Origin of the sequence: Rathayibacter sp. AY1A7 (assembly GCF_002930845.1) — a bacterium.
Lineage (GTDB): Bacteria > Actinomycetota > Actinomycetes > Actinomycetales > Microbacteriaceae > Rathayibacter.
In genome coordinates, this window is sequence record NZ_PSTL01000002.1 from 78628 (window position 1) to 100917 (window position 22290).

Sequence of the window (22290 nt, forward strand, 5' to 3'; positions counted from 1 at the left end):
CCGAGTACTGCGAGAGGGTCGCGATCACCTCCTCAGGGTAATCGCTCGCCGCCCCGCCCGCCCCTTCGCGCTTGCACAGACTCGGCCCCTGCCCAGCCGGGCGGCGCCTGTGGAGGGGCCTCCGGGGCGTCCGGGAGGCGGGTCAGTCGAGCGGGGCGTGCCGGTCGGCGATCGTCCGCACGGCGCGCACCAGCTGCGGGTCCTCGCCACGGGCGAGTCCCGCGTACTCGAGGAGGAGGCCGCCGTCGTCCTGGGCGGTCGCCTTCACCCACACGCGGCGCCGCGGGACGAACAGCGAGGTGAGGAGTCCGGCGAGCACGAGGATCGCGAAGAGCAGCACCCAGCCCTGGGTCGCGTCGTGGTGGATGTCGAACGAGGCGAAGCGCTTGACGCTGTCGGTGCCGATCCGCGTGGGGTCGGCGCCCGTGTTGTCGAAGGTCACGCTGCCGAGCCCGTTCGGGAGCTCGGCCGTGTCGCCGGGCTTGAGGGTGATCGGCGCGACGCCGGTGGTGCCGCCGGTGAGCCGGGTCAGCGAGTCGGTGTTGAGCACGTAGACGGATGTGGGCACTCCCCCGTCGAGGCCGAGGTCGCCAGCGAAGACGTTCAGCGAGAGCACGGGGTACTGCAGGTCGGGGAAGATCGAGGTCGACGCCCCGGAGGCCAGCGTGTCCTGCGTCGGGTAGAAGAATCCGGTGAGGCCCAGCTGCTCGGAGAGCCCGTCCGGCACCTTGACGACGCCGACGGAGGTCAGGTTCGCGTCCTGCGGGAGGAACGGCACCGAGTCGGTGAAGATCGCCCGGCCGGAGGGATCCCGGACCGTGATCGTCGGCGCGTAGCCGTTGCCGAGGAGGTAGACGTTCGTGCCGCCGATCGCCAGCGGGTCGTTGACCTTGATCGTGCGGTCCTCGGTGCCCCCGCCGCGCTCGGAGGTCGTGACGTTCGCGGTGAAATCGACGGGCTGGCCGAGCGCCGACTGGTTCTGCTCCTCGTACTTCACGTCGAGGCTGTCGAGGGTCAGCTGGTACGGGTCGAGCTGGCTGCTGTCGAAGAAGCGACCGGGGTTGAAGGAGTCGTAGGCCGCGAGGTTGTTCGCGAACCCCTGGGAGCCCTCGACCAGCACGCGCTGCCCGCTGTAGCCGAACCCGCCGCCCACTCCGACGGCGACGAGGATGCCGACCAGGGCGGAGTGGAAGACAAGGTTGCCGGTCTCGCGGAGGTATCCGCGCTCGGCCGAGACGCTCGACCAGCGGCCGCGCGGGTCGTCGTAGCGCTCGACGCGGTAGCCCGCCCGGCGCAGGACGGAGTGGGCGGAGGCGACGGCCTCCTCCTCCGTCGCGCCCTCGACCTCGCGGACGGTGTAGCCGGCGAGGCGCTGCAGGCGTGCCGGGGTGCGCGGCGGCCGCGACCGCATCGCCTGGAAGTGGTGGCGCGTGCGCGGGACGATGCAGCCGATCAGGGAGATGAACAGCAGCAGGTAGATGCTCGAGAACCAGGCGGAGGTGTAGGTGTCGAACGCCTGCACCCTGTCGAGCAGGGGCGCGAGGTCGGGGTTGTCGACGAAGTACTGGGTCACGCCGTTGGGGTCGGAGGAGCGCTGCGGCACGAGCGATCCGGGGACCGCCGCGATCGCCAGCAGCAGCAGCAGGAACAGCGCCGTGCGCATGCTGGTGAGCTGGCGCCACATCCAGCGGAGCCAGCCGGTGAACCCGAGCGCCGGCTGCGTGACAGTGCCGTCGGAGTCGTAGTGGTCGGCGGGGCGGAAGGAGGCGTCCGTCCTCCGCTGCGCGGCCTCGTCGGGGCGGCGCGTGCTCTCCTCGGGCTCAGATCGCCGGCTGGAAGCCATCGATCACCGCCGAGAGGGATCCGTAGACGAGGGTGTTCCAGATGCCCGTGACCATCAGGACTCCGATCAGGACGAGGGCGGCGCCGCCGAGGATGTTGACCACGCGGATGTGGCGCTTCACGAAGGCGAGCGTGCTGGTCACCCAGCTGAAGCCGAAGGCGACGAGGAGGAAGGGGATGCCGAGTCCGAGGCAGTAGACCAGGGCGAGGAGGGCGCCGCGCCAGGGCGAGCCCACGCCGTAGCTGAGGGCGAGGATCGAGCTCAGCGTCGGGCCGAGGCAGGGCGTCCAGCCGACGCCGAAGACGATGCCGAGCAGCGGCGCTCCGATCAGCCCGGTGGCGGGACGGATACCGGGCCGGAGCGTGCGCTGGAGGAACGAGAACTGGCCGATGAAGACGAGCCCCATCGCGATCACGACGAGCCCGAGGACGCGGGTGATCAGGTCGGTGTACTGGCGCAGCCAGAAGCCGACCGTGCCCGCCGCCGCACCGTAGAGGACGAACACCAGCGAGAATCCGAGCACGAAGAGGAGGACGCCCAGCACGACCCGGCGGCGTCCGCGGGCCGCACGCTCGTCGGCGTCGGTGAATCCGCCGACGTAGGCGAGGTAGCCGGGCACCAGCGGGAGCACGCAGGGCGACGCGAAGGACACGAGCCCGGCCAGGAGCGCGATCGGCACGGCCAGCAGGAGCTGACCGCTGACGACGATGTCGCCCACGCCGCTACTCCTCCTCGGCGAGCGTGTCGCCCACGAGGGTCGAGAGGATCGACGCCTCCTGGAGCTGGCCGAGGATGCGCGACGCGACGCGCCCCTCCCTGTCGAGGACGAGCGTCGTGGGCACGGCGTTCGGCGGGACGGTGCCGGTGAAGGCGAGCTGCACCGACGAGTCGGTGTCGACGATGGAGGGGTAGCCGAGCCCGAAGGTGTCGGCGAAGGCGGCCGCGGTGGGGGCCTGATCGCGCACGTTGACGCCGACGAACGACACCCCCTTGTCGGCGAACTCCGTGTTCACCGTCTCGAGGTCCGCGGCCTCGGCGCGGCACGGGGCGCAGCTGGCGTACCAGAAGTTGACGACGACGACCTGCCCGGCGAGGTCGGCGGAGTCGATGGTGGCGCCGGTCTCGTCGGTGCCGGAGAAGACGATGGGGTCGTCCCGGTCGGCGGCGGCGATCTCGGTGACGGTGCCGTCCCCCGAGATGTAGCCCTTGTTGCTGCCGTTGCGGTACTGGTCGGCGAGCGGATCCTCGGAGCAGCCCGTCAGCGCGAGCGCGGCGGCCAGCGCGAGGACGCCCGCTGCGCGGAGCCGCCCCGTCCGGCGCATCAGACCGCTCCCACGTCGGTGGCCAGGCCCTGCAGGCCGGCGGCCGGGTCGGAGTAGCCGACCTCGACGAAGCCGTCCCCGCGCCGCTCGAGGGTCGTGATGCTCGAGAGGGCGCAGCGGCGCTTGCGCGGATCGTGGAAGAGGCGCTCGCCGGCGAGGGCGCGGTGGACCGTCCAGATGGGGAGCTGGTGGCTGACGATCGCGGCGTCGCCCTCCTCCGTGCTCTCCCACGCCGACTCGATCGCCGCGTACATCCGCGCCGAGATGGAGAGGTACGGCTCGCCCCAGCTGGGCTCGAAGGGGTTGCGGAGCCAGGGCCAGTGCTTGGGGTTCCGCAAGGCGGAGCTGCGCGCGGCGAGGGACTTCCCCTCGAAGCGGTTGCTCGGCTCGATCACCCGCTCATCGGTGCGGATCTCGAGCTCGAACGCCTGCGAGATCGGCTGCGCGGACTCCTGCGTGCGCTGGAGCGGCGAGGCGATCAGCGCCGTGACGTGGCGACGGCGCTCGAGCAGGTCGTCGGCGGCGGAGCGGGCCATGCGGTGGCCCAGATCCGAGAGCCGGAAGTTCGGGAGTCGTCCGTAGAGGACCCGGTCGGGGTTGAACACCTCGCCGTGCCGCACGAGATGGATCTGATCGGCAACCACGAGCGTCAAGTGTACGGAACGCGGCGTGGGGGAACGCCGGGAAAGGGTCGCCTGAGCCGGACCTGAGCGGAGCCTCAGCGGCGCGCCGAGACCGCCGCCGACAGCCGCCGCACGAGCGGTCCGGGCAGGTGCCGCACCACGGCCATCGGGACCCCGAAGCGCAGCGACGGCACCGAGACGACGGAGCCGCGCGCGACGTCGCGGAGGAACTCCTCCACCACCGCGTCCGCGTCGAGCCAGAGGAAGGAGGGGATGGAGGAGGTGTCCATCGCCGCCCGCTCGTGGAACTCGGTGCGCACCCAGCCCGGGCAGAGCGCGGCCGAGCGGACGCCGGTGCCGCGCAGCTCGACGGCCAGCGACTGCGCGAAGGCGGTCGCCCACGCCTTCACCGCGGAGTAGGGGCCGAGGTGCACGAAGCCCGCGACGCTCGAGACCGTGAGGATCGCGCCGCGGCCGCGGGTGGTCATCGCCTCGGCCGCCGCGCCCGAGAGCACGGCGACCGAGCGCACCATCACCTCGAAGGCGCGGTCCTGGGCGGCGACGTCCGGCTCGGCGAAGGTCCCGTCGATCCCGAAGCCGGCGTTGTTGACGAGGACGCGGACCGGACGAGCCGGATCGACGAGCCGCGCGCGCACGCTCTCGACCTGCTCGCGGTCGCCGAGGTCCGCGGGCAGGACCTCGACCGCCGCGGCGCCGAGGCCGCGCAGTCCGGCCGCCGCCTCCTGGAGGCGCTGCTCGCTGCGGGCGACGAGGACGAGGCTCCAGCCGCGGCGCGCGAACGCCCGGGCGAAGGCGAGGCCGATGCCGGAGGACGCGCCGGTGATCAGTGCGGCGCTCATGCGCGCAGGAGGGCGGCGAGGCCGTCCTCGCTCACGACGGGGATCCCGTAGTCGCGGGCCTTCCTCGCCTTGCCGGACAGGGAGTCGGGATCGGCGGCGACGACCAGCTTGACCTTCTTCGTCACTCCGGGGTGGGCGATCAGCCCGCAGTCCTCGAGGACGGTCGTCCACTCCTGGCGGGTCCGGCGCATCTCCCCGGTCAGGACGACGAGGTCGCCCGGCTCGAGCGAGAAGCGGTCGACGACGGGCGCGGGCTGTTCGACGGCGTCCCGCGGCTCCGTGGCCGCGACGAGCCGCTCGTGATCGATGCCGAGCAGATCGGCGACAGTCGCGAGGTCCATCAGCTCGTCGTCGGCGAGGACGCCGTCCGACCAGGCGACCGCGGTCAGGTCGTCGAAGTAGCGGTCGTGGAGGACGCGCACGACCGCACGACCGATTCCGAGGTCGTCGGCCGCGGTGACCAGTTCGCGCTCCTCGTGCGCCGAGATGACGCGGTCCAGGAGGCAGCGGTCCAGGAGGGCGAGGTACTCGCCGTGCTCCACGGGTCCGGAGTGGTCGGGCATCCGCTGGACGACGCGCTCCAGGAAGGAGGCGGGAGCCACGGCGGTCGCGGGTCGGGGCGTCCACAGTGTGCGCCTCCGCGGAACAGGAGGCCAGCCGTAGGCGAGTGCCTCTCTCAGGTGATCGTCCCAGCGGTCGCGACCACCGGAGACGGCGATGTACTCCGCGAGCAGGCGGCCCGTGGCGGTCGCATCGACGACGGCTCGGTGAGCGTTCTCCAGCGGGATGTCGAACGCGGCGCAGCAGTCGGCGAGCGAGCGCCCCGCACCCGGCAGGAACTCGCGTGCGAGCTGCATCGTGCACAGCAGCATCTCGCTCGAGAGTGCCGTCTCGACGCCGAGTCGGGCCAGTTCCGCTGTCAGGAACCGCCGCTCGAAGCTCGCATTGTGGGCGACGACCACCCGGCCGTCGAGATGTGCCAGCAGATCGGCGGCGATCGCGGCGAAGGACGGTGCGTCCAGTATCTCGCGCGCCGAGATGCCGTGGATCCTCTGCGCGCCGAGATCGCGGTCCGGGTTCACGAGCGTCTCGAACGCCGCCTCGAAGCGCCCCTCCGCATCGAGATGGACGACAGCGACCTCGATGACGCGGTCGCCCCGCTCGGGACGGACCCCCGTCGTCTCGAAGTCGATGACCGCGAATCCCGGTCCCGCCATGGCACATCCCCCTCGGATCCTCTCGAGCCCGCGCGCTCGCTCCGCGATGCTAGCCCGACGCCGGAGCACGCAGGGGGACCGACTGGACCCCCTTTCGTGCCGCGCCGGAGGCCGCGGGCCGGCGCGTGCTCCTGCTCCGCGCCGCCCGGCGGCCCCCGAGTAGACTCCCCTACCGTGACCGACGAGACCCGCCTCCCCCGAACCACTGTCAAGAAGCTCGCCGCGCTCGAGGACGGACCCGTCCGCGTGTCCGGCTGGGTCGAGACCGTGCGCGACCAGAAGAAGGTGCAGTTCGTCGTCCTGCGCGACGAGTCGGGTGCCGTGCAGCTGGTGAACCCGGCCGTGCGCGAGGCCGTCGAGGGCGACGACGCGTCGGCTGCGCGCCTCGCGATCACCGAGGAGATCTCCGGCCTCGCCCAGGGCTCCTTCATCACCGTCACCGGTGCGCTCAAGCACGACGAGCGCGTGAAGCTCGGCGGCATCGAGGTCAAGCTCGAGACGCTCGAGGTCGTCGCCGCGTCGATCCCGGAGGCGCCGATCGCGCCCGACTCCGGCATCGACAAGCGCATGGACTGGCGCTTCCTCGACCTGCGCCGTCCCGAGCAGAACCTCATCGCCCGTGTGCAGACCACGTTCGAGCACGCGCTGCGCACGTACTGGATCGAGCACGACTTCATCGAGATCCACACCCCGAAGCTCATGGCGAGCGCCTCGGAGTCGCGGGCCGAGCTCTTCGAGGTCGAGTACTTCGAGACGAAGGCCTACCTGGCGCAGAGCCCCCAGTTCTTCAAGCAGATGGCGCAGCCCGCCGGCTTCGGCAAGGTCTTCGAGGTCGGCCCCGCCTTCCGCGCCGACCCCAGCTTCACCTCGCGTCACGCGACCGAGTTCACGAGCGTCGACGCCGAGGTCTCCTGGATCGACTCTCACGAGGACGTCATGGAGCTGCACGAGCAGCTGATGGTCGCCGGCCTCACCGCCGTCGTCGAGAAGCACGGCGCCGAGGTCAGGGCGCTCTTCGACATCGACCTGACCGTCCCGACCACGCCGTTCCCGCGCATCCCGCTCGCCGAGGCCAAGCGCATCGTCGCCGAGCGCGGCTACGAGGTGCCCCGCGCCGACGACGACATGGACCCCGAGGGCGAGCGCCGCATCGCGGCCTACGTGCAGGAGGAGTTCGGGCACGACTTCGTGTTCCTCACCGACTACGCATCGAGCATCCGGCCGTTCTACCACATGCGCCGCGAGGGCGACGGGACGATCACCAACAGCTACGACCTCATCTACAACGGCGTCGAGATCTCGACCGGAGCCCAGCGCGAGCACCGCGTCGACGTCCTCGTCGAGCAGGCCCGCGAGAAGGGCCTCGACCCGGAGGAGCTCGAGTTCTACCTCGACTTCTTCCGCTACGGCGTCCCGCCGCACGGCGGCTTCGGCATGGGCCTCTCGCGCGTGATCATGCTGATGCTGAACCAGGCGAACCTCCGCGAGGTCACCTACCTGTTCCGCGGCCCGACCCGCCTGCTGCCCTAGGCGCGCACCACGGTCGCGGGAACCCCGAGCCGTCGAGACCGCCGCGGACGGCGGGTCCCCTCGACGGGCCGGGGTTCCCTCGCGCCAGCGGCTAGGGAGCCGGCAGCACCACGAGGTCGAGGTAGTCGGCCAGGCACGCCACCATGTCCACCGCGTCGCGCTCGAGCAGCCACTGCAGCTGCACACCGTCCCAGAGCGCGATGATCGACGCCGCCACCCGCTCCGGATCGGACCCCTCGCGCAGGCGGCCGGCTGCCTGGAGCTCGCGCAGCTCGGCCGCGTACTCGCTGCGGAGGCGGCGGAACCGCGCGGCGAAGAAGTCGCGCCCCGGGTGCTCCTGCGTCGTCGACTCGCCGCAGAGCACGGCGTACAGCTCGATCACTCCGGGCGCCGTCTCGTTGTAGCGGGTCTGCCGCAGGATGCCGGCGACCAGCCCCTCCTCCGGGTCCGGCGGCGAGGAACCGTCGCCCGTGATCAGGTCGCGGTGCTCAAGGACCGCGAAGAGCAGGTCGGTCTTCGACGGGAAGTAGTGCAGGAGGCTCGTCTGGCTGAGCCCGACGCGGTCGGCGACCTCCTGGAGGGAGCCGCGGGCGTAGCCCCGCGCGGCGAAGACCTGGTGGGCGGCCTCGATGATGGCGCGGCGGCGCTCGGCCGACTTCGCGTACGGGCCGCGTCGCCTCGTCGCCTCCGCCATCGACCCCTCCTCCGCACTGGAGGCGCCTCGCCGTGCCCCTCGAACGGCCAGCGTAGCGGCGGCGGAGGAGCAGTGCCGCCAATTTCGAGTACGTACTCGAATTCGTGGTAGCGTCCCGATCATCGCCGGGTGAGACTCCCCGGCTCTCCACCACGACGAAGTGAGGGAAGATGCATCCGTTCACCCGGAGACAGCTCATCGCCGCCGGTCTCGGCACCGCGGCACTCGGGAGCCTGACGGCCTGCGCGACACCGGGCACCGTCTCGGTCAACACGGCGCCGACGATCGCCCCGGCCACCGGCCCGGTCCGCCTGCAGTACTGGGGCTGGCTGAAGGACCTGCAGAAGGTCTGCGACGTCTGGAACGCCTCGCACCCCGAGATCCAGGTCGAGGCCGTCTGGATCCCCGGCGGCAACGCGGGCGGGTACCAGAAGCTCTACTCGGCTCTCGCCGCGGGCGGCGGGCCGGACCTCGGCCAGGTCGAGATCCGCTCCGTCCCCGAGTTCATGCTCGTCAACGGCCTCGTCGACCTCACCCGGTACGGCGTCGAGCAGTATCGCGACCTGTACGACCCCACGCTCTGGGGCCAGGTCAGCTACACCGGCGGCGTCTACGGCATCCCGCAGGACAGCGGCCCGATGGCTCTCTTCTACCAGCCCGAGGTGTTCGGGAAGGTGGGTGCGGAGCCGCCGACGACCTGGGACGACTGGGCCGCGGTGGCGACGGAGCTGCGCGGAGCCGGCTCCTACATCGACTGCTTCCCCCTCGCCGACGCCTCGGTCTTCGCCGCGTTCGCGACGCAGGCCGGTGCGCAGTGGCTGCGCCCGGAGGAGGACGGCTGGGTCATCGACATGACCGACGACGCCACGACGCGCGTCGCCTCCTTCTTCGACACGGCCATCGACCAGGACCTGGTGCAGACCGGCTACGGCGCCTACTCCCCCGCGTGGTTCGCGGCCGCGGCGAAGGGCGGTATCGCCTCCTGCGCCACCGGCAGCTGGGGCGACGCCCTGATCGAGGGGGTCAGCGGAGGCGCGGGCAAGTGGCGCGCTGCTCCCATGCCGGTCTGGGGCGACACCGGCTTCGGCTCGAGCTTCCTCGGCGGATCGACCGCGGCGGTGTTCTCGAGCAGCAAGCACCCGGAGGAGGCGATCGAGTTCGCCGTCTGGATGACCACCACGCAGGAGGGCATCGACGCGATGATCGCCAACAGCGGCATCGGCTGGTCTCCCGCGGTCGGCGAGATCGGAACGGCCCGCAAGGGTCCGAGCGACTTCTTCAGCGGACAGAACTACAACGAGGACGTCCTCGTGCCCGCATCGAAGGAGCAGAACCCGGACTGGTCCTGGTGGCCCGTCACGCAGCAGTCCTTCAACATCCTCAGCGACGGCTTCCGGAAGAAGGCGTCCGGGCTCTCGCTCGTGGACGCGGTCGCCGAGGCGGAGCAGCAGATCATCACGGTCTTCGAGAACAAGGGCCTGAGCATCAGGAGGGCCTCCGCATGACCACCACGACCTCCCCCGCCGCCGCCGCGGTCGCGGCCACCACGCGGACGCCGGGCGCGCCCCGGCGCAGCCGCGCCGTCGCCCGCGCCCCGTGGATCCTCCTCGGACCCTTCCTGGCCCTGTTCGTCCTCACGTTCATCGTCCCGATCGTCGTCGCCGTCGGCTCCAGCTTCACGAAGGTGACGCGCTCCGGCCTCTTCGGCGAGGCCGGGGTCACCAGCGGGTTCGCGGGCTTCGACAACTACGCGCAGGCCCTCGCCGACGGCAACTTCATCGCCTCCATCGGGCGGATGTTCCTCTTCGGCATCGTCCAGGTGCCGGTGATGATCGCCCTCTGCACCGTCCTCGCGCTGATGCTCGAGTCGGCGTCGGCGAAGTTCCCCGGCTTCTTCCGGGCGGCCTACTTCCTCCCCTACGGAGTGCCCGGAGTCATCGCGACGATCCTGTGGTCGTTCCTCTACGTGCCCGGCCTCAGCCCGCTCATCGACGCGGCGAACGTGGTCGGGCTCCAGCCCGACTTCCTCGGTGCGGACACGGTGCTCTGGTCGATCGCGAACATCTCGCTCTGGAGCTACACCGGCTACAACATGCTGATCATCGTCGCCCAGCTCAAGGCGATCCCGGTCGAGCTCTACGAGGCGGCGAAGGTCGACGGCGCCTCCACCTGGCGCGTCGCCCGCAGCATCCAGCTGCCGCTCATCCGCCCCGCGCTGGTGCTGACGACGATCTTCTCGATCATCGGAACGCTCCAGCTGTTCGCCGAGGCGCAGGTGCTGAAGACGGTCGCTCCGGCGATCGACAGCCAGTACACGCCGAACCTCAGCGCGTACACCACGGCCTTCGCCTACAACGACTACAACGTCGCCGCCGCCCAGGCCGTCCTGATCGCGCTGGTCGCGTTCCTGCTCTCCTTCACGTTCCTCTCGATCTCGAACAGGAGGTCGTCATGAGCCGCACCGAGACCCCGCCGACCACGACCACCGGAGTCGTCACCGCCGACCGCCCCGTGAAGACCGGACGCGGGCCCGACCGCTCGGCCGGCCGCAACCGCGCCTCGACCATCATCGTCACCGCGATCCTCGTCGTCGTGGCGGTCTACTTCCTCATCCCCGTCTACTGGGTCGTCGTCGCGGCGACCAAGACGACCGAGGACCTCTTCGCCACCTACGGCTTCTGGTTCGCCCCGACGTTCGCGCTCTGGGACAACCTGACGCAGGTGCTGACCTACGGCGACGGCATCTTCGTCCGCTGGTTCCTCAACTCCGTCCTCTACGCCGGAGTGGGCGCCCTGCTCGCGACCTACCTCGCCGCGGCGGGCGGCTACGCGCTGGCCAAGTACGAGTTCCGCGGCAGCAGGCTCGTGTTCGGGACGATCCTTGCGGGCGTCCTGGTGCCGGGCACCGCGACCGCTCTGCCGCTGTTCCTGCTCTTCAGCCAGATGGGCATCGCGAACACCTACTGGAGCGTGCTGATCCCCTCGCTCGTCTCGCCGTTCGGGCTGTTCCTCTGCCGGATCTACGCTCAGGCGACCGTGGACACCGCGATCATCGAGGCGGCGCGCATCGACGGCGCCGGGGAGCTGCGGATCTTCCACACGCTCGGGCTGCGCATCCTGACTCCCGCGCTGGTCACCGTGTTCCTCTTCCAGCTGGTCGGGATCTGGAACAACTACTTTCTGCCCCTGGTGATGCTCTCGGACACGAACCTGTTCCCGATCACACTGGGACTGAACAACTGGCTCGGACAGGTCGACCGCCTGCCCGAGTTCTACGAGCTGACGACCGGCGGCGTCCTGCTGTCGATCATCCCGCTCGCCATCGCCATGATCGTGCTGCAGCGCTTCTGGCGCGGCGGCCTGACGGAAGGCTCCGTGAAGTGACGACTCCCCCGACGACCTCCCACTACCTGACGGACACCGGACCGGGCTCCGGCCGCCGCCGGGCCCCCCGCTCGTGGCTGCACACCGACGCCCCGGCGCTCCCGCTGGACGGGGAGTGGCGCTTCCGCCTGCTCCCCGCCGCTCCGGGGACCCCGGGCGGCGCCGGCGTGCTGCCGGAGGGCGAGGGCGTGGACGCCGTCGGGGACGAGTCGTTCGACGACTCCGGCTGGGACCTGATGCCGGTGCCCTCGCACTGGGTGCTGCAGGGCGACGGGCGCTACGGACTGCCGGCTTACACGAACGTGCAGTTCCCGTTCCCGACCGAGCCGCCGTTCGTTCCGGACGCGAACCCGACGGGCGACTACCGCCGCACCGTCGTGGTCCCGGAGGAGTGGGACTCCGCCGAGGCGGTCGTCCTGCGCTTCGACGGGGTCGAGTCGCGCTACCGCGTCTGGGTCAACGGCGTCGAGATCGGCATCGGGTCCGGCAGCCGGCTCGCGCAGGAGTTCGACGTCACCGGCGTCGTCCGCCCGGGCGAGAACCTCGTCGTGGTCCGCGTGCACCAGTGGTCGGCCTCGAGCTACGTGGAGGACCAGGACCAGTGGTGGCTGCCGGGGATCTTCCGCTCGGTGCACCTGCTCGCGCGCCCCGTCGGCGGGATCGAGGACGTGTGGCTGCGCTCCTCCTTCGCCGGCGGCGCGGGCCGCATCGAGGCGGAGGTGACCGCCGCGGCCGACGCGTTCCCGCTGACGCTGCGCGTGCCCGGGCTCGGGATCGAGACGGTCTGGGCCTCGGCGGAGGAGATCGCCGCGATCGAGGTGACCGAGGTCGAGCCGTGGTCGGCGGAGGCTCCGCGCCTCTACGACGCGACGCTCGCCTCCGCCGGCGAGACGGTCTCGCTGCGGCTCGGCTTCCGCACGGTCGAGATCCGCGGCGACCGCTTCCTGGTCAACGGCGAGCGCGTCGTCTTCCACGGAGTCAACCGCCACGAGACGCACCCCGACCGCGGTCGAGCGTTCGACGAGGACTCCGCCCGCGAGGACCTCGCGATGATGAAGCGCTTCAACGTGAACGCCATCCGCACCAGCCACTACCCGCCGCATCCCCGTCTGCTCGACCTCGCCGACGAGCTCGGCTTCTGGGTGGTCCTCGAGTGCGATCTCGAGACCCACGGCTTCGAGCGGGTCGGCTGGGCGGGCAACCCCAGCGACGACCCCGCCTGGCGCGAGGCCTACCTCGACCGCATCGAGCGGACCGTCGAGCGCGACAAGAACCACCCGAGCATCGTGCTCTGGTCCCTCGGCAACGAGGCGGGCACCGGCGCGAACCTCGCCGCGATGTCCGCCTGGGTGCACGGCCGCGACCCCGAGCGCCCCATCCACTACGAGGGCGACTACACCGGCGGGTACACCGACGTGTACTCGCGGATGTACTCCTCGATCCCCGAGACCGAGCGGATCGGCACCGACGGCTCGCTCACTCCGCTGCTCGGCTGCTCCCCCGGCGAGTCCGCTCGGCAGCGCTCCAAGCCCTTCCTGCTCTGCGAGTACGTGCACGCGATGGGCAACGGCCCGGGAGCGATCGACCAGTACGAGGACCTCGTCGACCGCTTCCCGCGGCTGCACGGCGGCTTCGTCTGGGAGTGGCGCGACCACGGCCTGCGGGCGCGCACGCCGGAGGGCGTCGAGTACTACGCGTACGGCGGCGACTTCGGCGAGGTGGTGCACGACGGCAACTTCGTGATGGACGGCATGGTGCTCTCCGACGGCACGCCCAGCCCGGGCCTGTTCGAGTGGAAGCAGATCGTCGCTCCGGTGCGCCTCACGGTCCGCGGCGACGGCGTCGTCATCGAGAACCGCCGACACGACGCCTCCACCGCCGATCTGCGCTTCGCGTGGCGGGTCGAGCGGGACGGGCGGGTCACCGCGGAGGGAGTGCTCGACGCCCCGGTCATCGCGGCCGGCGACGCCGTGCACGTCGAGCTCCCCCCGCTCGAGGTGCGTCCCGGCGGCGAGACCTGGCTCACCGTCGACGCGGTCCTCGACGCCTCGACCGCCTGGGCGGAGGAGGGCCACGTGCTCTCCACCGGTCAGCACCTCCTCGCCGTGCCGTCGGCGGTGCCCGCGTGGACCCGCGCCGTCCGCGCCGCTCCGCCCCTCGAGGGCGGCGCGCTCGGAGTCGCGCGGTTCCGCGACGGCCGGCTCGCCTCCCTCGCCGGCCTGCCCGTCGACGGACCGCGCGCCGAGCTCTGGCGCGCCCCGACCGACAACGACGAGGGCGCGGGCTTCCCCGGCTACGTCACCGGCGACCCGTACGACGGCGACGGCCGCGGGACGCCGGCCCCCTCCTCCGCCGCCCGCTGGCGCGAGGCCGGACTCGACCGCCTGGTCGGCCGCGTGCAGGAGGTGGACGCCTCCGCCGGGCTCCGCCGCGTGACCCGCTTCTCGGCCGCGGACCTCGATGCGGGACTCCTGATGGAGGAGCGCTGGAGCGTCGACGGGGAGAGCACGGTCCTCCGCGTCGACCTCGTGCCGACCCGGGGCTGGGACTCCGTCTGGCCGCGGCTGGGCATCCGGATCGACATGCCCGCGTCGATCGACGGCGCGGAGTGGTTCGGCACCGGCCCGCTCGAGTCCTACCCCGACAGCCTCCGGGCCGCGCGGGTGGGGCGCTTCACGGCGGAGATGGACCGGCTGACGACTCCGTACGCCCGCCCGCAGGAGAGCGGTCACCGCAGCAGCGTGCGCGAGCTGACGCTGACGGAGGCGGGCTCGCCCCGGCTCCGCATCGAAGCCGCGCGCGACCTGCACGGGCGCCTCCCCGGCTTCACCCTGGCAAGGCACACGCCGCAGGAGATCACGGCAGCCGCGCACCCGCACGAGCTGCCGGCGTCGGAGCGCGCGGTCCTCGTGATCGACGCCGCCCAGCACGGCCTGGGCTCCCGTGCGTGCGGTCCGGACGTGTGGCCCGACTTCCAGCTGCGGCCGGAGGCGCGGACGATCCTCCTCCGCTTCACCGCGGCCGGCTGAGCGCCGGGAGAGGACGAGGGAAGGCCCGCGGGATCGCGTCTCGCGGGCCTTCCCTCGTCCTCCGGACGCGTCAGTCGCTCTGCGTGCGCGGCAGCGGTCCGCCGATGAAGAGGTCCGTGTTCATGCGCCGGCGGCGCATCACGACCAGGACGGCCGCGCAGGCGACGAGCGACGCGGCGACCGCGCCGCCGCCGATCATCAGCGCGGTGGTCGGCGTGATGCCGGCCGGTCCCGCCGAGGCGGCCGTGCTGAGGAAGGCGGTGCGCGCGGCGCTGATCGCGGTGCCGCAGACCTGCTGCGCCTCCCACGGTGCGGCCGTGGTGTCGCTGTCACGGTAGGAGACGGTCACGGCTGCCGTGCGGTGCGACTCGCGACCGAAGGCGACGACGCAGTAGACGGAGGGGTCGGGGTCGGCGATGACCGCGTCGCCCAGCGCCAGCTCGGCCCAGCCGATGGAGTCGGACTGCACGGCGACGTCGCCGGCGGCCAGGTCGGCGCGGGACCCGGAGGTCTCGAAGGCGCCCACGGCGACCTCCTCGTCGGCGTCGAAGCCCCAGACGGCGCCGCGAGGCGCCTCGGTGCTGCCGTCGCCGAGCTCGCGCGGCTCGAGCAGGAGGCCGTTGCCGGTGGAGGGCGCCAGCCGGAAGACGACCTTGGCGGCGGAGCCCTGGTCGCCCGTGAGGTCGACCGTGAAGGCGCCCGACTTGGTGATCAGCGCGGTCGGCACGGTCGCGGTGCCGCTCCCCGCCTCGAGGGTCAGCGGGGTCTTGGTGCCGTTCGGGTCGCGGAGGACCGCGGAGACGGCCTCGCCGCTCGCGAAGCCGGTGTACGAGAAGCCGACGCCGTAGAAGCGGGCGAGCTCGACGGTGAGCGCCTCCGGCTGCACGGCGAGCTCGCGGGTGAGGAAGACTTCCGCGGTCGCGGCACCGGCCGCCGGCTTCGCGCCCTCGGTCGAGGTGCCGAGCTCGGTGCGTCCGGGGGCCGACGCCGCCGGAGTGACGGCGCCCGCACCGGAGGAGCCGGCGGTGCCGGACGTGGTGGTGCCGGAGGTGGTGCCGCCGCCGGAGGTGCCGCCGGACGTCGCTCCGCCGGTGGTGCCGCCGCCGGAGCCGGAGCCGCCGGAGGACGATCCGCCGCCGGTGGAGGGCTGGCCGCCGCCGGAGCCGCCCTGCTGGCCGCCGCCGGTCGAGCCGCCGCCGGTCGAGCCGCCGCCGGTCGAGCCGCCGCCGGTGGATCCACCGCCGGTGGAGGGCTGGCTCGGCTGCTGGGGCGCGGGGTCGACCGGTGCCGGATCGACCGGCGCGGGGTCCACGGGCGCGGGGTCGACGGGAGCGGGCTGCTCGGGTTCTGCCGGCTCTTCGGGCACTCCGGGAACGGACGGCTCCTCGGGGACGCCGGGAACGGGGTCGGAGCCGCCGTCGCCCGGCTGCTCGGGATCCTCCGGCACGCCGGGGATGGTCGTCGCGGCCGGCTGCTCGACCGTGGTCGAGACCGTCGAGGCGGAGGGGGCCGCGACGGCCGCTCCGGGGAGGGCCAGGCCGAGCACGAGCGCCGCGAGAGCGGCGGCGGGCAGGGCGAGTCGGCGGGATGACGGCATGGCGGTTCCTTCCTCCACGGGCGACGATCTGCGTCCGCGCACGGAGGAGCGCACCCCTCCCTACGAGGGTAAGGGCGAGAGGCGAGCTATCGCGAGCCGTCCTGTCCCCCGTCAGAGGGACGTCGCGGTCGTGCTTCCGTCCGGACGGCCCGGTCGAGGCTCACCCGCGATCGAGGAGGGCCCGCCGGAGACGCGCGGGATCGACCCGCCAGAAGGTGTGCACGCGCCCGTCGATCAGCACCACCGGGATCTCCTCGACGAAGCGCTCGTGCAGCTCGGGATCGTCGAGGATCGACACCTCCGAGACGGCGACCGACGCCTCGGCGCCCAGGTCGGCGACCACCTGCTCGACCACGGTCCGCGCGTCGTCGCAGAGATGACAGCCCGGCTTGCCCACGAGCGTCAGCTCCACGTCCACCATGCGGTCAGTGTACGGCGGCCCCGGCGACGGGCGCCGAGACGGCGAGCGCCGCCGGGATGATCCGTGAACGCAGACGAGCGCCCGACCCCGGAAGGGCGGACGCTCGAGTGGGAAGAGGCGCGAGCCTACTTCTTGTTGCGACGCTGGTGGCGAGTCTTGCGAAGCAGCTTGCGGTGCTTCTTCTTCGCCATACGCTTGCGACGCTTCTTGATGACAGAACCCACGAAGACCTCACAACGTTCAGGGGGTCGACCGCCCGACGGGCGGCCGCTTACGAAAAACTGGCTCCCGCGAGCTTACACGACCCGGGGCTCCACCGTTTCCGGCTCCTCGGCGCCCCTCACTTGCGGATGCGCAGCGCCTCCGCCACCTTCGTCGCTCCCTCGCTGACGCCCCGCTGGATGTCCTGCACCACGGTGCTGACCTGGTGGGTGCGCTCGGCGAGCGCCCGACCCAGCGACTCCGCCCGGGCCGCGGTCGGAGCGTCGAGCAGGGCGCCGGCCGCCTCGTCCTCGGCGAGGAAGGGCAGCAGCCAGTCCTCGACCTCCGCCAGCGGCGCGTACTCGAGCGCGTAGAAGCGGTGCTGTCCGCTCTCGCGCACCGTGACGAGGCCGGTCTCGCGCAGCACCTTGAGGTGCTTCGAGACGGTCGGCTGGCTCAGCTCGAGGCGCGCCACGATCCGCGACACGCTCATGCCCTCGGCCGAGCCGTCCCGCCGCTGCTCGAGCAGCAGGGCGAGGATGTCCCGGCGGGTCCCGTCCGCGATCACCCCGAAGATGTCAGCCATGCGCCCAGGCTAGTCAGCGCCCCGGGGGCCCGGCACCGAGCGGGTAGCATGGCCGCGATCGAGTGGAGGATCCGCCGTGGTGGTTCGGCAGCAGTTCCGCAGCCCCGTGGGCGTCTCGCCCGTCTCCCCCTGGTCGGGGTTCGAGCGGGCCCGCGACCTCATCGACGACTTCGCCGGACGCTCGCCGTCCCGCTTCGCGATCCTCATCTTCTCGGCGCTCGTGCTCGTCTTCACCCTGCTGTTCTCGTTGCCGGTGTCGAGCACCACGGGCACCGTCACTCCGCTGCACGACGCCTTCTTCACCGCGATGTCGGTGATCTGCGTGACCGGCCTCGCGACGGTCGACATGGCGACGCACTGGTCGGCGTTCGGCCACTCGATCATCTTCGTCGGCGTGAACATCGGCGCTCTGGGAGTGCTGACGCTCGCCTCGATCATGGGCCTGGCGATCTCGCGCCGCCTCGGGCTCCGGGCGAAGCTCATGGTCGCCAGCGACTCGAACCCGCTGCGGATCCACTCCGGCCCCGTCGCCGAGGGCCAGGCCGTGCGCCTGGGCGAGATCGGCGGACTGCTCGCCACCGTCGCGATCAGCGCCGCCGCGATCGAGATCATCGTCGCGCTCCTGCTGTTCCCGCGGATGCTGATCGACGGGATCCCGATCGGCGAAGCCGTCTGGCACTCCTTCTACTACTCCGCGATGGCGTTCACGAACACCGGCTTCGCCCCGAACGCCGCGGGACTCACCCCCTTCGAGGACGACTACTGGTTCCTCGGCATCCTGATGCTCGGCGTCTTCCTCGGCTCGATCGGCTTCCCCGTCATCTACGCCTTCTCCCGCGGCTGGCGGCGCCCGCGCAAGTGGTCGGTGCACGTGAAGCTGACGCTGGTCACCTCCGTGATCCTGCTCGTCGCCGGGGCCGTCCTCTACATCGTGCTCGAGTTCGACAATCCGAGGACCTTCGGCAGCCTCGATGCGGGAGACACCGTCTTCCAGTCCTTCTTCCTCTCGACGATGACGCGGTCGGGCGGCTTCTCGACGATCTCGGTCCCCGACCTCAACGGCTCGAGCCTGCTCGTGACGGACATGCTGATGTTCATCGGCGGAGGATCGGCCTCCACGGCCGGCGGGATCAAGGTCACGACCCTCGCGATCCTGTTCCTGGCCGCCTTCGCCGAGGCCCGCGGCAACAACGACATGGAGGCGTTCGGCCGCCGGATCCCGAACGACGTCCTGCGCCTGGCCGTCTCGGTCGTGCTGTGGGGCGCGACGACGGTCGCCGTGTCGAGCGTCCTGATCCTGCACATCACCAAGGCCTCGCTCGACCACGTGCTCTTCGACGTGATCTCGGCCTTCGCGACCTCCGGGCTCTCGACGGGGCTCACCGCGGAGCTGCCGCCGTCCGGGGTCTACATCCTGGCGCTGACGATGTTCATGGGCCGCGTTGGTACCGTGACTCTCGCCGCCGCACTCGCCGCGAGCCAGCGGAGGCAGTTGTTCAGACGACCGGAAGAGAGGCCCATCGTTGGTTGACCGCATCAGGTACGACGCCCCGGTGCTGGTGATCGGCCTCGGGCGCTTCGGAGCCGCCACGGCCGGCCAGCTCGACCGCCTCGACCGCGAGGTCCTCGCCATCGACGCCGACGCCGGTCTCGTGCAGAAGTGGTCGGAGCGGGTCACCCACGCGGTGCAGGCCGACGCCCGCTCGCTCGACGCCCTCGCGCAGATCGGCGCGCAGGACTTCCAGGTCGCCGTCGTCGCGGTCGGCTCCTCCATCGAGGCGTCCGTGCTGATCACCGCGAACCTCGTCGACCTCAAGATCCCGCAGATCTGGGCGAAGGCGATCTCGCGCTCGCACGGCAAGATCCTCGAACGGATCGGCGCGAACCACGTGATCTACCCCGAGGCGGAGGCGGGCGAGCGCGTCGCGCACCTGGTCTCGGGCCGCATGCTCGACTTCATCGAGTTCGACGACGACTTCGTGCTCGCGAAGATGTACCCGCCCAAGCCGATCCGGGGGCTGACGCTCACGGAGTCGGGCGTGCGCCGCAAGCACCGCGTGACCGTCGTCGGCGTCAAGAGCCCGGGCAAGCCCTTCACCTACGCGACCGAGCAGACCGTCGTCTCGAACCACGACCTCATCGTGGTCAGCGGCACCCCCAGCGACATCGAGCGCTTCGCGGCCCTCGGCTCCTGACCCGCGCCCCCTCCCTCCTCCTCCTCAGCGGGATGCCGCTCCGGTTCGCCCGCTCCGGGGTGTCGCGTACCCGGGCGGCGTCTCGCGGAGAGGAGGGCGGAGTCAGGAGGCGGCGAGCTCGCGGGCGCGGGCCAGCGCGGCGTCGGTCGCCCGCGTGAAGAGGGCGGCGAGGTCGGCCTCCTGCAGGACCGCGACGGCCCGCTCGGTGGTGCCCTTCGGGCTCGTGACCCGCCGGCGCAGCTCCGCCGGCTCCTCGCCGGAGTCCGCGAGCAGCTCGGCGGCGCCGCGGAACGTGCCGACCACCATCGTCGACGCCTGCTCCGGAGTGAAGCCCTTCGCGACAGCGGCCGCGATGAGCTCCTCGATCAGCAGGAACACGTAGGCGGGCCCCGAGCCGGAGATCGTCGAGAGCGCGTCGAGCTGCGACTCCGGCACCTCGACCACCTCGCCGACCGTCTCGAACAGGCGGCGCACGAGCGCCAGGTCCTCGTCGCCGGACCGCGTGCCCGCGCTGAGGCCGGTGACGGCGCGGCCCACGACCGCGGGAGTGTTCGGCATCGAGCGGAGCACGGCGACGGACGCGGGCAGGTGCCGCTCGAACGTGGCCGCGGTCACGCCGGCGGCGACGGAGACGACGACCGCGCCCGGGGCGAGCGCGTCGGCGATCTCGTCGAGCAGGTCCGGCACCATGTGCGGCTTGACGGCCACGAGCACGATCGCCGCGCCCTCGACCGCACGCCGGTTGGCCTCCGGGTCGTCCGCGGTGGCGAAGGCGGTGACCACCGGGTGGCCGTCCCACGCGGCGGCCTTCGCGGAGTCGCGGTTGGTCACCCGCACGCCCCCCTCGACGCGCACGCCGGGAGCCAGCAGGCCCTGGAGGATCGCGCCCCCCATCGAGCCGAGGCCGAGGACGGCGATGGACGGGAGCAGGACGGGCGCATCGGTCACGCCGCTCATCCTACGAAGAGCCCGCGGCAAGGGGGTCCGGGTGCGGTCCGGCGCCTCGTAGGATGGCCCGACCATCCAGCGGCGAGCCCGAGGAGACCACGTGAGCGCATCCGGAGGCGGCACCGCGATCATCGCGGCGCTCGCGGCCAACCTCGGCATCGCCCTGACGAAGTTCGTCGCCTGGTTCTTCTCCGGATCCGCCTCCATGCTCGCCGAGGGCGTGCACTCGCTCGCCGACTCCGGCAATCAGCTGCTCCTGCTGCTCGGCGGCCGCAAGTCGCGGAAGGCCGCCGACGAGGAGCACCCGTTCGGCTACGGACGGGAGCGCTACGTCTACGCCTTCGTGGTGTCGATCATCCTGTTCTCCGTCGGCGGCGTCTTCTCGCTCTACGAGGGCATCGAGAAGATCGCCGAGCCGCACGAGCTCGAGAACGCCTGGCTGCCGATCCTGGTCCTCGTGATCTCGATCTGCCTCGAGGGCTACTCGCTGCGCACCGGAGTGAAGGAGTCGAACCGGGTCCGCGGCTCGCAGTCCTGGTTCCAGTTCATCCGCCGGGCGAAGGCGCCGGAGCTGCCGGTCGTGCTCCTCGAGGACGTCGCCGCGCTCACCGGTCTGACGTTCGCGCTGCTCGGAGTCGGGCTGACCGTGATCACCGGCGACTCGGTCTACGACGCGATCGGAACGATCATGATCGGCACCCTGCTGATCGTGGTGGCGATCGTGCTGGGCGTCGAGACGAAGAGCCTGCTGGTCGGAGAGGGGGCGACCCCCGCCGACGCCGCCTCGATCCGCGCCGCGCTCGAGGCCGGGCGCGACGTCGAGCGCGTCATCCACATGCGCACGCTCTACCTCGGACCGGACGAGATCCTCGTGGCCGCGAAGCTCGCCTTCCCGGCCGCCGAGACCCTCGAGCACGTGGCCGCCGGGATCGACGCCGCCGAGAAGCGGATCCGCGAGGCCGTTCCCGCCGCCACCACGATCTACCTCGAGCCCGACGTCGACCGCGGACGCGCGGGACCGCCGGCGGCCCGTCCGGCCGTGACGGAGGCGGAAGGGACGGCCGCCGCGGCCGCTCCGGCCGCCGCCGCTCCGCCCGCCGCCTCCCCGCCGGCCGCGCCGCACGGGAGCGCCTGAGATGCGCCGGGCCCTGGCGATCGTCAACGAGCGCGGTGCCGGGCTCGGCGCGCTCGAGCCGATGCTGACCGAGCGGGGGTTCGCCGTCGACGCCGTCGCAGGGACGGACCTCGACGCGATCGACATCCTCGCCCCCGACCTCGTCGTCACGCTCGGCTCCAGCGCCGGCGTCTACGAGACCTCGCGGCACCCCTTCATCAGCCCCGAGATCGCGCTCCTGCAGGACCGGATGCACCACCGCCGTCCCACGCTCGGCGTCTGCTTCGGAGCGCAGCTGATCGCGACCGCCCTGGGCGAGTCCGTCCATCCCGGATCGGCCCGCGAGGTCGGCTTCCGCCCGGTCGTGCTCACGGAGGAGGGCGCCGGCTCCCCGCTCCGGCACCTCGCCGGCGTCGACGTGATGCAGTGGCACGGCGACACCTTCGCGCTGCCGAGCGGAGCGGCGCTGCTGGCGTCGTCGCCGGCGGGCGAGGTGCAGGCGTTCGCCGTGGAGGACTGGCTCCTCGGCGTGCAGTTCCACCCCGAGCTGACCGGCACGATGGCCGCGCAGTGGCTCGAGGGCGACGGGGAGTGGGCGGGAGCGGCGGGCTACGACGCCGCCGCGCTCGCCGACGACGTCGCGGCGGAGCGCTTCGAGCGGATGCACGCGGCGACGCGGCTCGCGCTGACGGAGTGGCTGGGCGCTCCGAGCTGAGGGGTTCGTCG

21 protein-coding genes are annotated in these 22290 nt (G+C 72.0%); 9 read left to right on the forward strand and 12 right to left on the reverse strand.

The window, feature by feature from the left end:
* Window positions 1–142 precede the first annotated feature (142 nt).
* The 6 genes from C5B95_RS02545 to C5B95_RS02570 all read right to left on the reverse strand — a co-directional run bounded on the left by C5B95_RS02545 (window position 143) and on the right by C5B95_RS02570 (window position 5865).
* Complete coding sequence (locus C5B95_RS02545) at window positions 143–1843, reverse strand: cytochrome c biogenesis protein ResB (protein WP_104225914.1); 1701 nt, start codon at window positions 1841–1843, stop codon at window positions 143–145.
* Window positions 1821–2561 carry a cytochrome c biogenesis CcdA family protein gene (locus tag C5B95_RS02550; RefSeq protein WP_244230512.1) on the reverse strand — a complete coding sequence of 247 codons (741 nt, stop codon included), beginning with the start codon at window positions 2559–2561 and terminating at the stop codon, window positions 1821–1823. The genes C5B95_RS02545 and C5B95_RS02550 overlap by 23 nt, the downstream gene beginning before the upstream one ends.
* Before the next feature lie 4 nt (window positions 2562–2565).
* Window positions 2566–3165: a TlpA disulfide reductase family protein gene (locus tag C5B95_RS02555; RefSeq protein ID WP_104233423.1), complete on the reverse strand. Its 600-nt coding sequence runs from the start codon at window positions 3163–3165 to the stop codon at window positions 2566–2568.
* A complete protein-coding gene (locus C5B95_RS02560) occupies window positions 3165–3809 on the reverse strand; it encodes a histidine phosphatase family protein (RefSeq protein WP_104224864.1) in 645 nt (214 codons plus the stop codon). Before C5B95_RS02560 ends, C5B95_RS02555 begins: the two co-directional genes overlap by 1 nt.
* Window positions 3810–3883: 74 nt before the next feature.
* Window positions 3884–4648 carry an SDR family oxidoreductase gene (locus C5B95_RS02565; protein WP_104233424.1) on the reverse strand — a complete coding sequence of 255 codons (765 nt, stop codon included), beginning with the start codon at window positions 4646–4648 and terminating at the stop codon, window positions 3884–3886.
* Complete coding sequence (locus C5B95_RS02570) at window positions 4645–5865, reverse strand: exonuclease domain-containing protein (protein ID WP_104233425.1); 1221 nt, start codon at window positions 5863–5865, stop codon at window positions 4645–4647. The genes C5B95_RS02565 and C5B95_RS02570 overlap by 4 nt, the downstream gene beginning before the upstream one ends.
* Before the next feature lie 174 nt (window positions 5866–6039).
* Here C5B95_RS02570 and aspS point away from each other — a divergent pair, with 174 nt between their 5' ends.
* A complete protein-coding gene (aspS, locus tag C5B95_RS02575; protein WP_258059744.1) occupies window positions 6040–7395 on the forward strand; it encodes an aspartate--tRNA(Asn) ligase in 1356 nt (451 codons plus the stop codon).
* 91 nt (window positions 7396–7486) lie between these two features.
* On the opposite strand, the gene C5B95_RS02580 is transcribed toward aspS, so the two are convergent.
* Complete coding sequence (locus C5B95_RS02580; protein ID WP_258059745.1) at window positions 7487–8089, reverse strand: TetR/AcrR family transcriptional regulator; 603 nt, start codon at window positions 8087–8089, stop codon at window positions 7487–7489.
* 170 nt (window positions 8090–8259) lie between these two features.
* On the opposite strand from C5B95_RS02580, the gene C5B95_RS02585 reads away from it, so the two are divergent.
* From C5B95_RS02585 to C5B95_RS02600, 4 genes are read left to right on the forward strand one after another with little or no spacing between them, the layout of a single operon-like run.
* Window positions 8260–9594: an ABC transporter substrate-binding protein gene (locus C5B95_RS02585; RefSeq protein ID WP_104224859.1), complete on the forward strand. Its 1335-nt coding sequence runs from the start codon at window positions 8260–8262 to the stop codon at window positions 9592–9594.
* Window positions 9591–10544: a carbohydrate ABC transporter permease gene (locus tag C5B95_RS02590; protein ID WP_104225918.1), complete on the forward strand. Its 954-nt coding sequence runs from the start codon at window positions 9591–9593 to the stop codon at window positions 10542–10544. The genes C5B95_RS02585 and C5B95_RS02590 overlap by 4 nt, the downstream gene beginning before the upstream one ends.
* The gene (locus tag C5B95_RS02595) at window positions 10541–11473 is read left to right on the forward strand and encodes a carbohydrate ABC transporter permease (protein ID WP_104348404.1); all 933 of its coding nucleotides are present in this window, start codon (window positions 10541–10543) and stop codon (window positions 11471–11473) included. The genes C5B95_RS02590 and C5B95_RS02595 overlap by 4 nt, the downstream gene beginning before the upstream one ends.
* A complete protein-coding gene (locus C5B95_RS02600; RefSeq protein WP_219813802.1) occupies window positions 11470–14502 on the forward strand; it encodes a glycoside hydrolase family 2 TIM barrel-domain containing protein in 3033 nt (1010 codons plus the stop codon). The genes C5B95_RS02595 and C5B95_RS02600 overlap by 4 nt, the downstream gene beginning before the upstream one ends.
* A gap of 70 nt (window positions 14503–14572) precedes the next feature.
* On the opposite strand, the gene C5B95_RS02605 is transcribed toward C5B95_RS02600, so the two are convergent.
* From C5B95_RS02605 to C5B95_RS02620, 4 genes are all read right to left on the reverse strand, one after another.
* On the reverse strand, window positions 14573–16099 hold the full coding sequence (locus tag C5B95_RS02605; protein WP_104348405.1) for a hypothetical protein: 1527 nt from the start codon (window positions 16097–16099) through the stop codon (window positions 14573–14575).
* Between the two features lie 160 nt (window positions 16100–16259).
* Window positions 16260–16520, reverse strand: a complete 261-nt coding sequence (locus C5B95_RS02610; protein ID WP_104282435.1) for a glutaredoxin family protein — start codon at window positions 16518–16520, stop codon at window positions 16260–16262.
* A 125-nt stretch (window positions 16521–16645) separates the two neighbouring features.
* Window positions 16646–16744, reverse strand: a complete 99-nt coding sequence (locus tag C5B95_RS02615) for a 30S ribosomal protein bS22 (protein ID WP_003792170.1) — start codon at window positions 16742–16744, stop codon at window positions 16646–16648.
* 116 nt (window positions 16745–16860) lie between these two features.
* Window positions 16861–17307: a helix-turn-helix transcriptional regulator gene (locus tag C5B95_RS02620; RefSeq protein ID WP_104224854.1), complete on the reverse strand. Its 447-nt coding sequence runs from the start codon at window positions 17305–17307 to the stop codon at window positions 16861–16863.
* Between the two features lie 160 nt (window positions 17308–17467).
* Here C5B95_RS02620 and C5B95_RS02625 point away from each other — a divergent pair, with 160 nt between their 5' ends.
* Together C5B95_RS02625 and C5B95_RS02630 are read left to right on the forward strand one after the other, a co-directional pair.
* On the forward strand, window positions 17468–18838 hold the full coding sequence (locus C5B95_RS02625; protein ID WP_244229642.1) for a TrkH family potassium uptake protein: 1371 nt from the start codon (window positions 17468–17470) through the stop codon (window positions 18836–18838).
* Window positions 18831–19502 carry a TrkA family potassium uptake protein gene (locus C5B95_RS02630; protein WP_068255410.1) on the forward strand — a complete coding sequence of 224 codons (672 nt, stop codon included), beginning with the start codon at window positions 18831–18833 and terminating at the stop codon, window positions 19500–19502. The genes C5B95_RS02625 and C5B95_RS02630 overlap by 8 nt, the downstream gene beginning before the upstream one ends.
* Before the next feature lie 102 nt (window positions 19503–19604).
* Here the strand turns inward: C5B95_RS02630 and proC are convergent, their stop codons facing one another.
* The gene (gene proC, locus C5B95_RS02635) at window positions 19605–20396 is read right to left on the reverse strand and encodes a pyrroline-5-carboxylate reductase (RefSeq protein ID WP_374953059.1); all 792 of its coding nucleotides are present in this window, start codon (window positions 20394–20396) and stop codon (window positions 19605–19607) included.
* 154 nt (window positions 20397–20550) lie between these two features.
* On the opposite strand from proC, the gene C5B95_RS02640 reads away from it, so the two are divergent.
* Both C5B95_RS02640 and C5B95_RS02645 read left to right on the forward strand, forming a co-directional pair.
* A complete protein-coding gene (locus tag C5B95_RS02640) occupies window positions 20551–21585 on the forward strand; it encodes a cation diffusion facilitator family transporter (RefSeq protein ID WP_104268573.1) in 1035 nt (344 codons plus the stop codon).
* Window position 21586: 1 nt separating this feature from the next.
* Window positions 21587–22279, forward strand: coding sequence for a gamma-glutamyl-gamma-aminobutyrate hydrolase family protein (locus C5B95_RS02645; protein WP_104225924.1), 693 nt, complete (start codon window positions 21587–21589; stop codon window positions 22277–22279).
* Window positions 22280–22290: the final 11 nt, after the last annotated feature.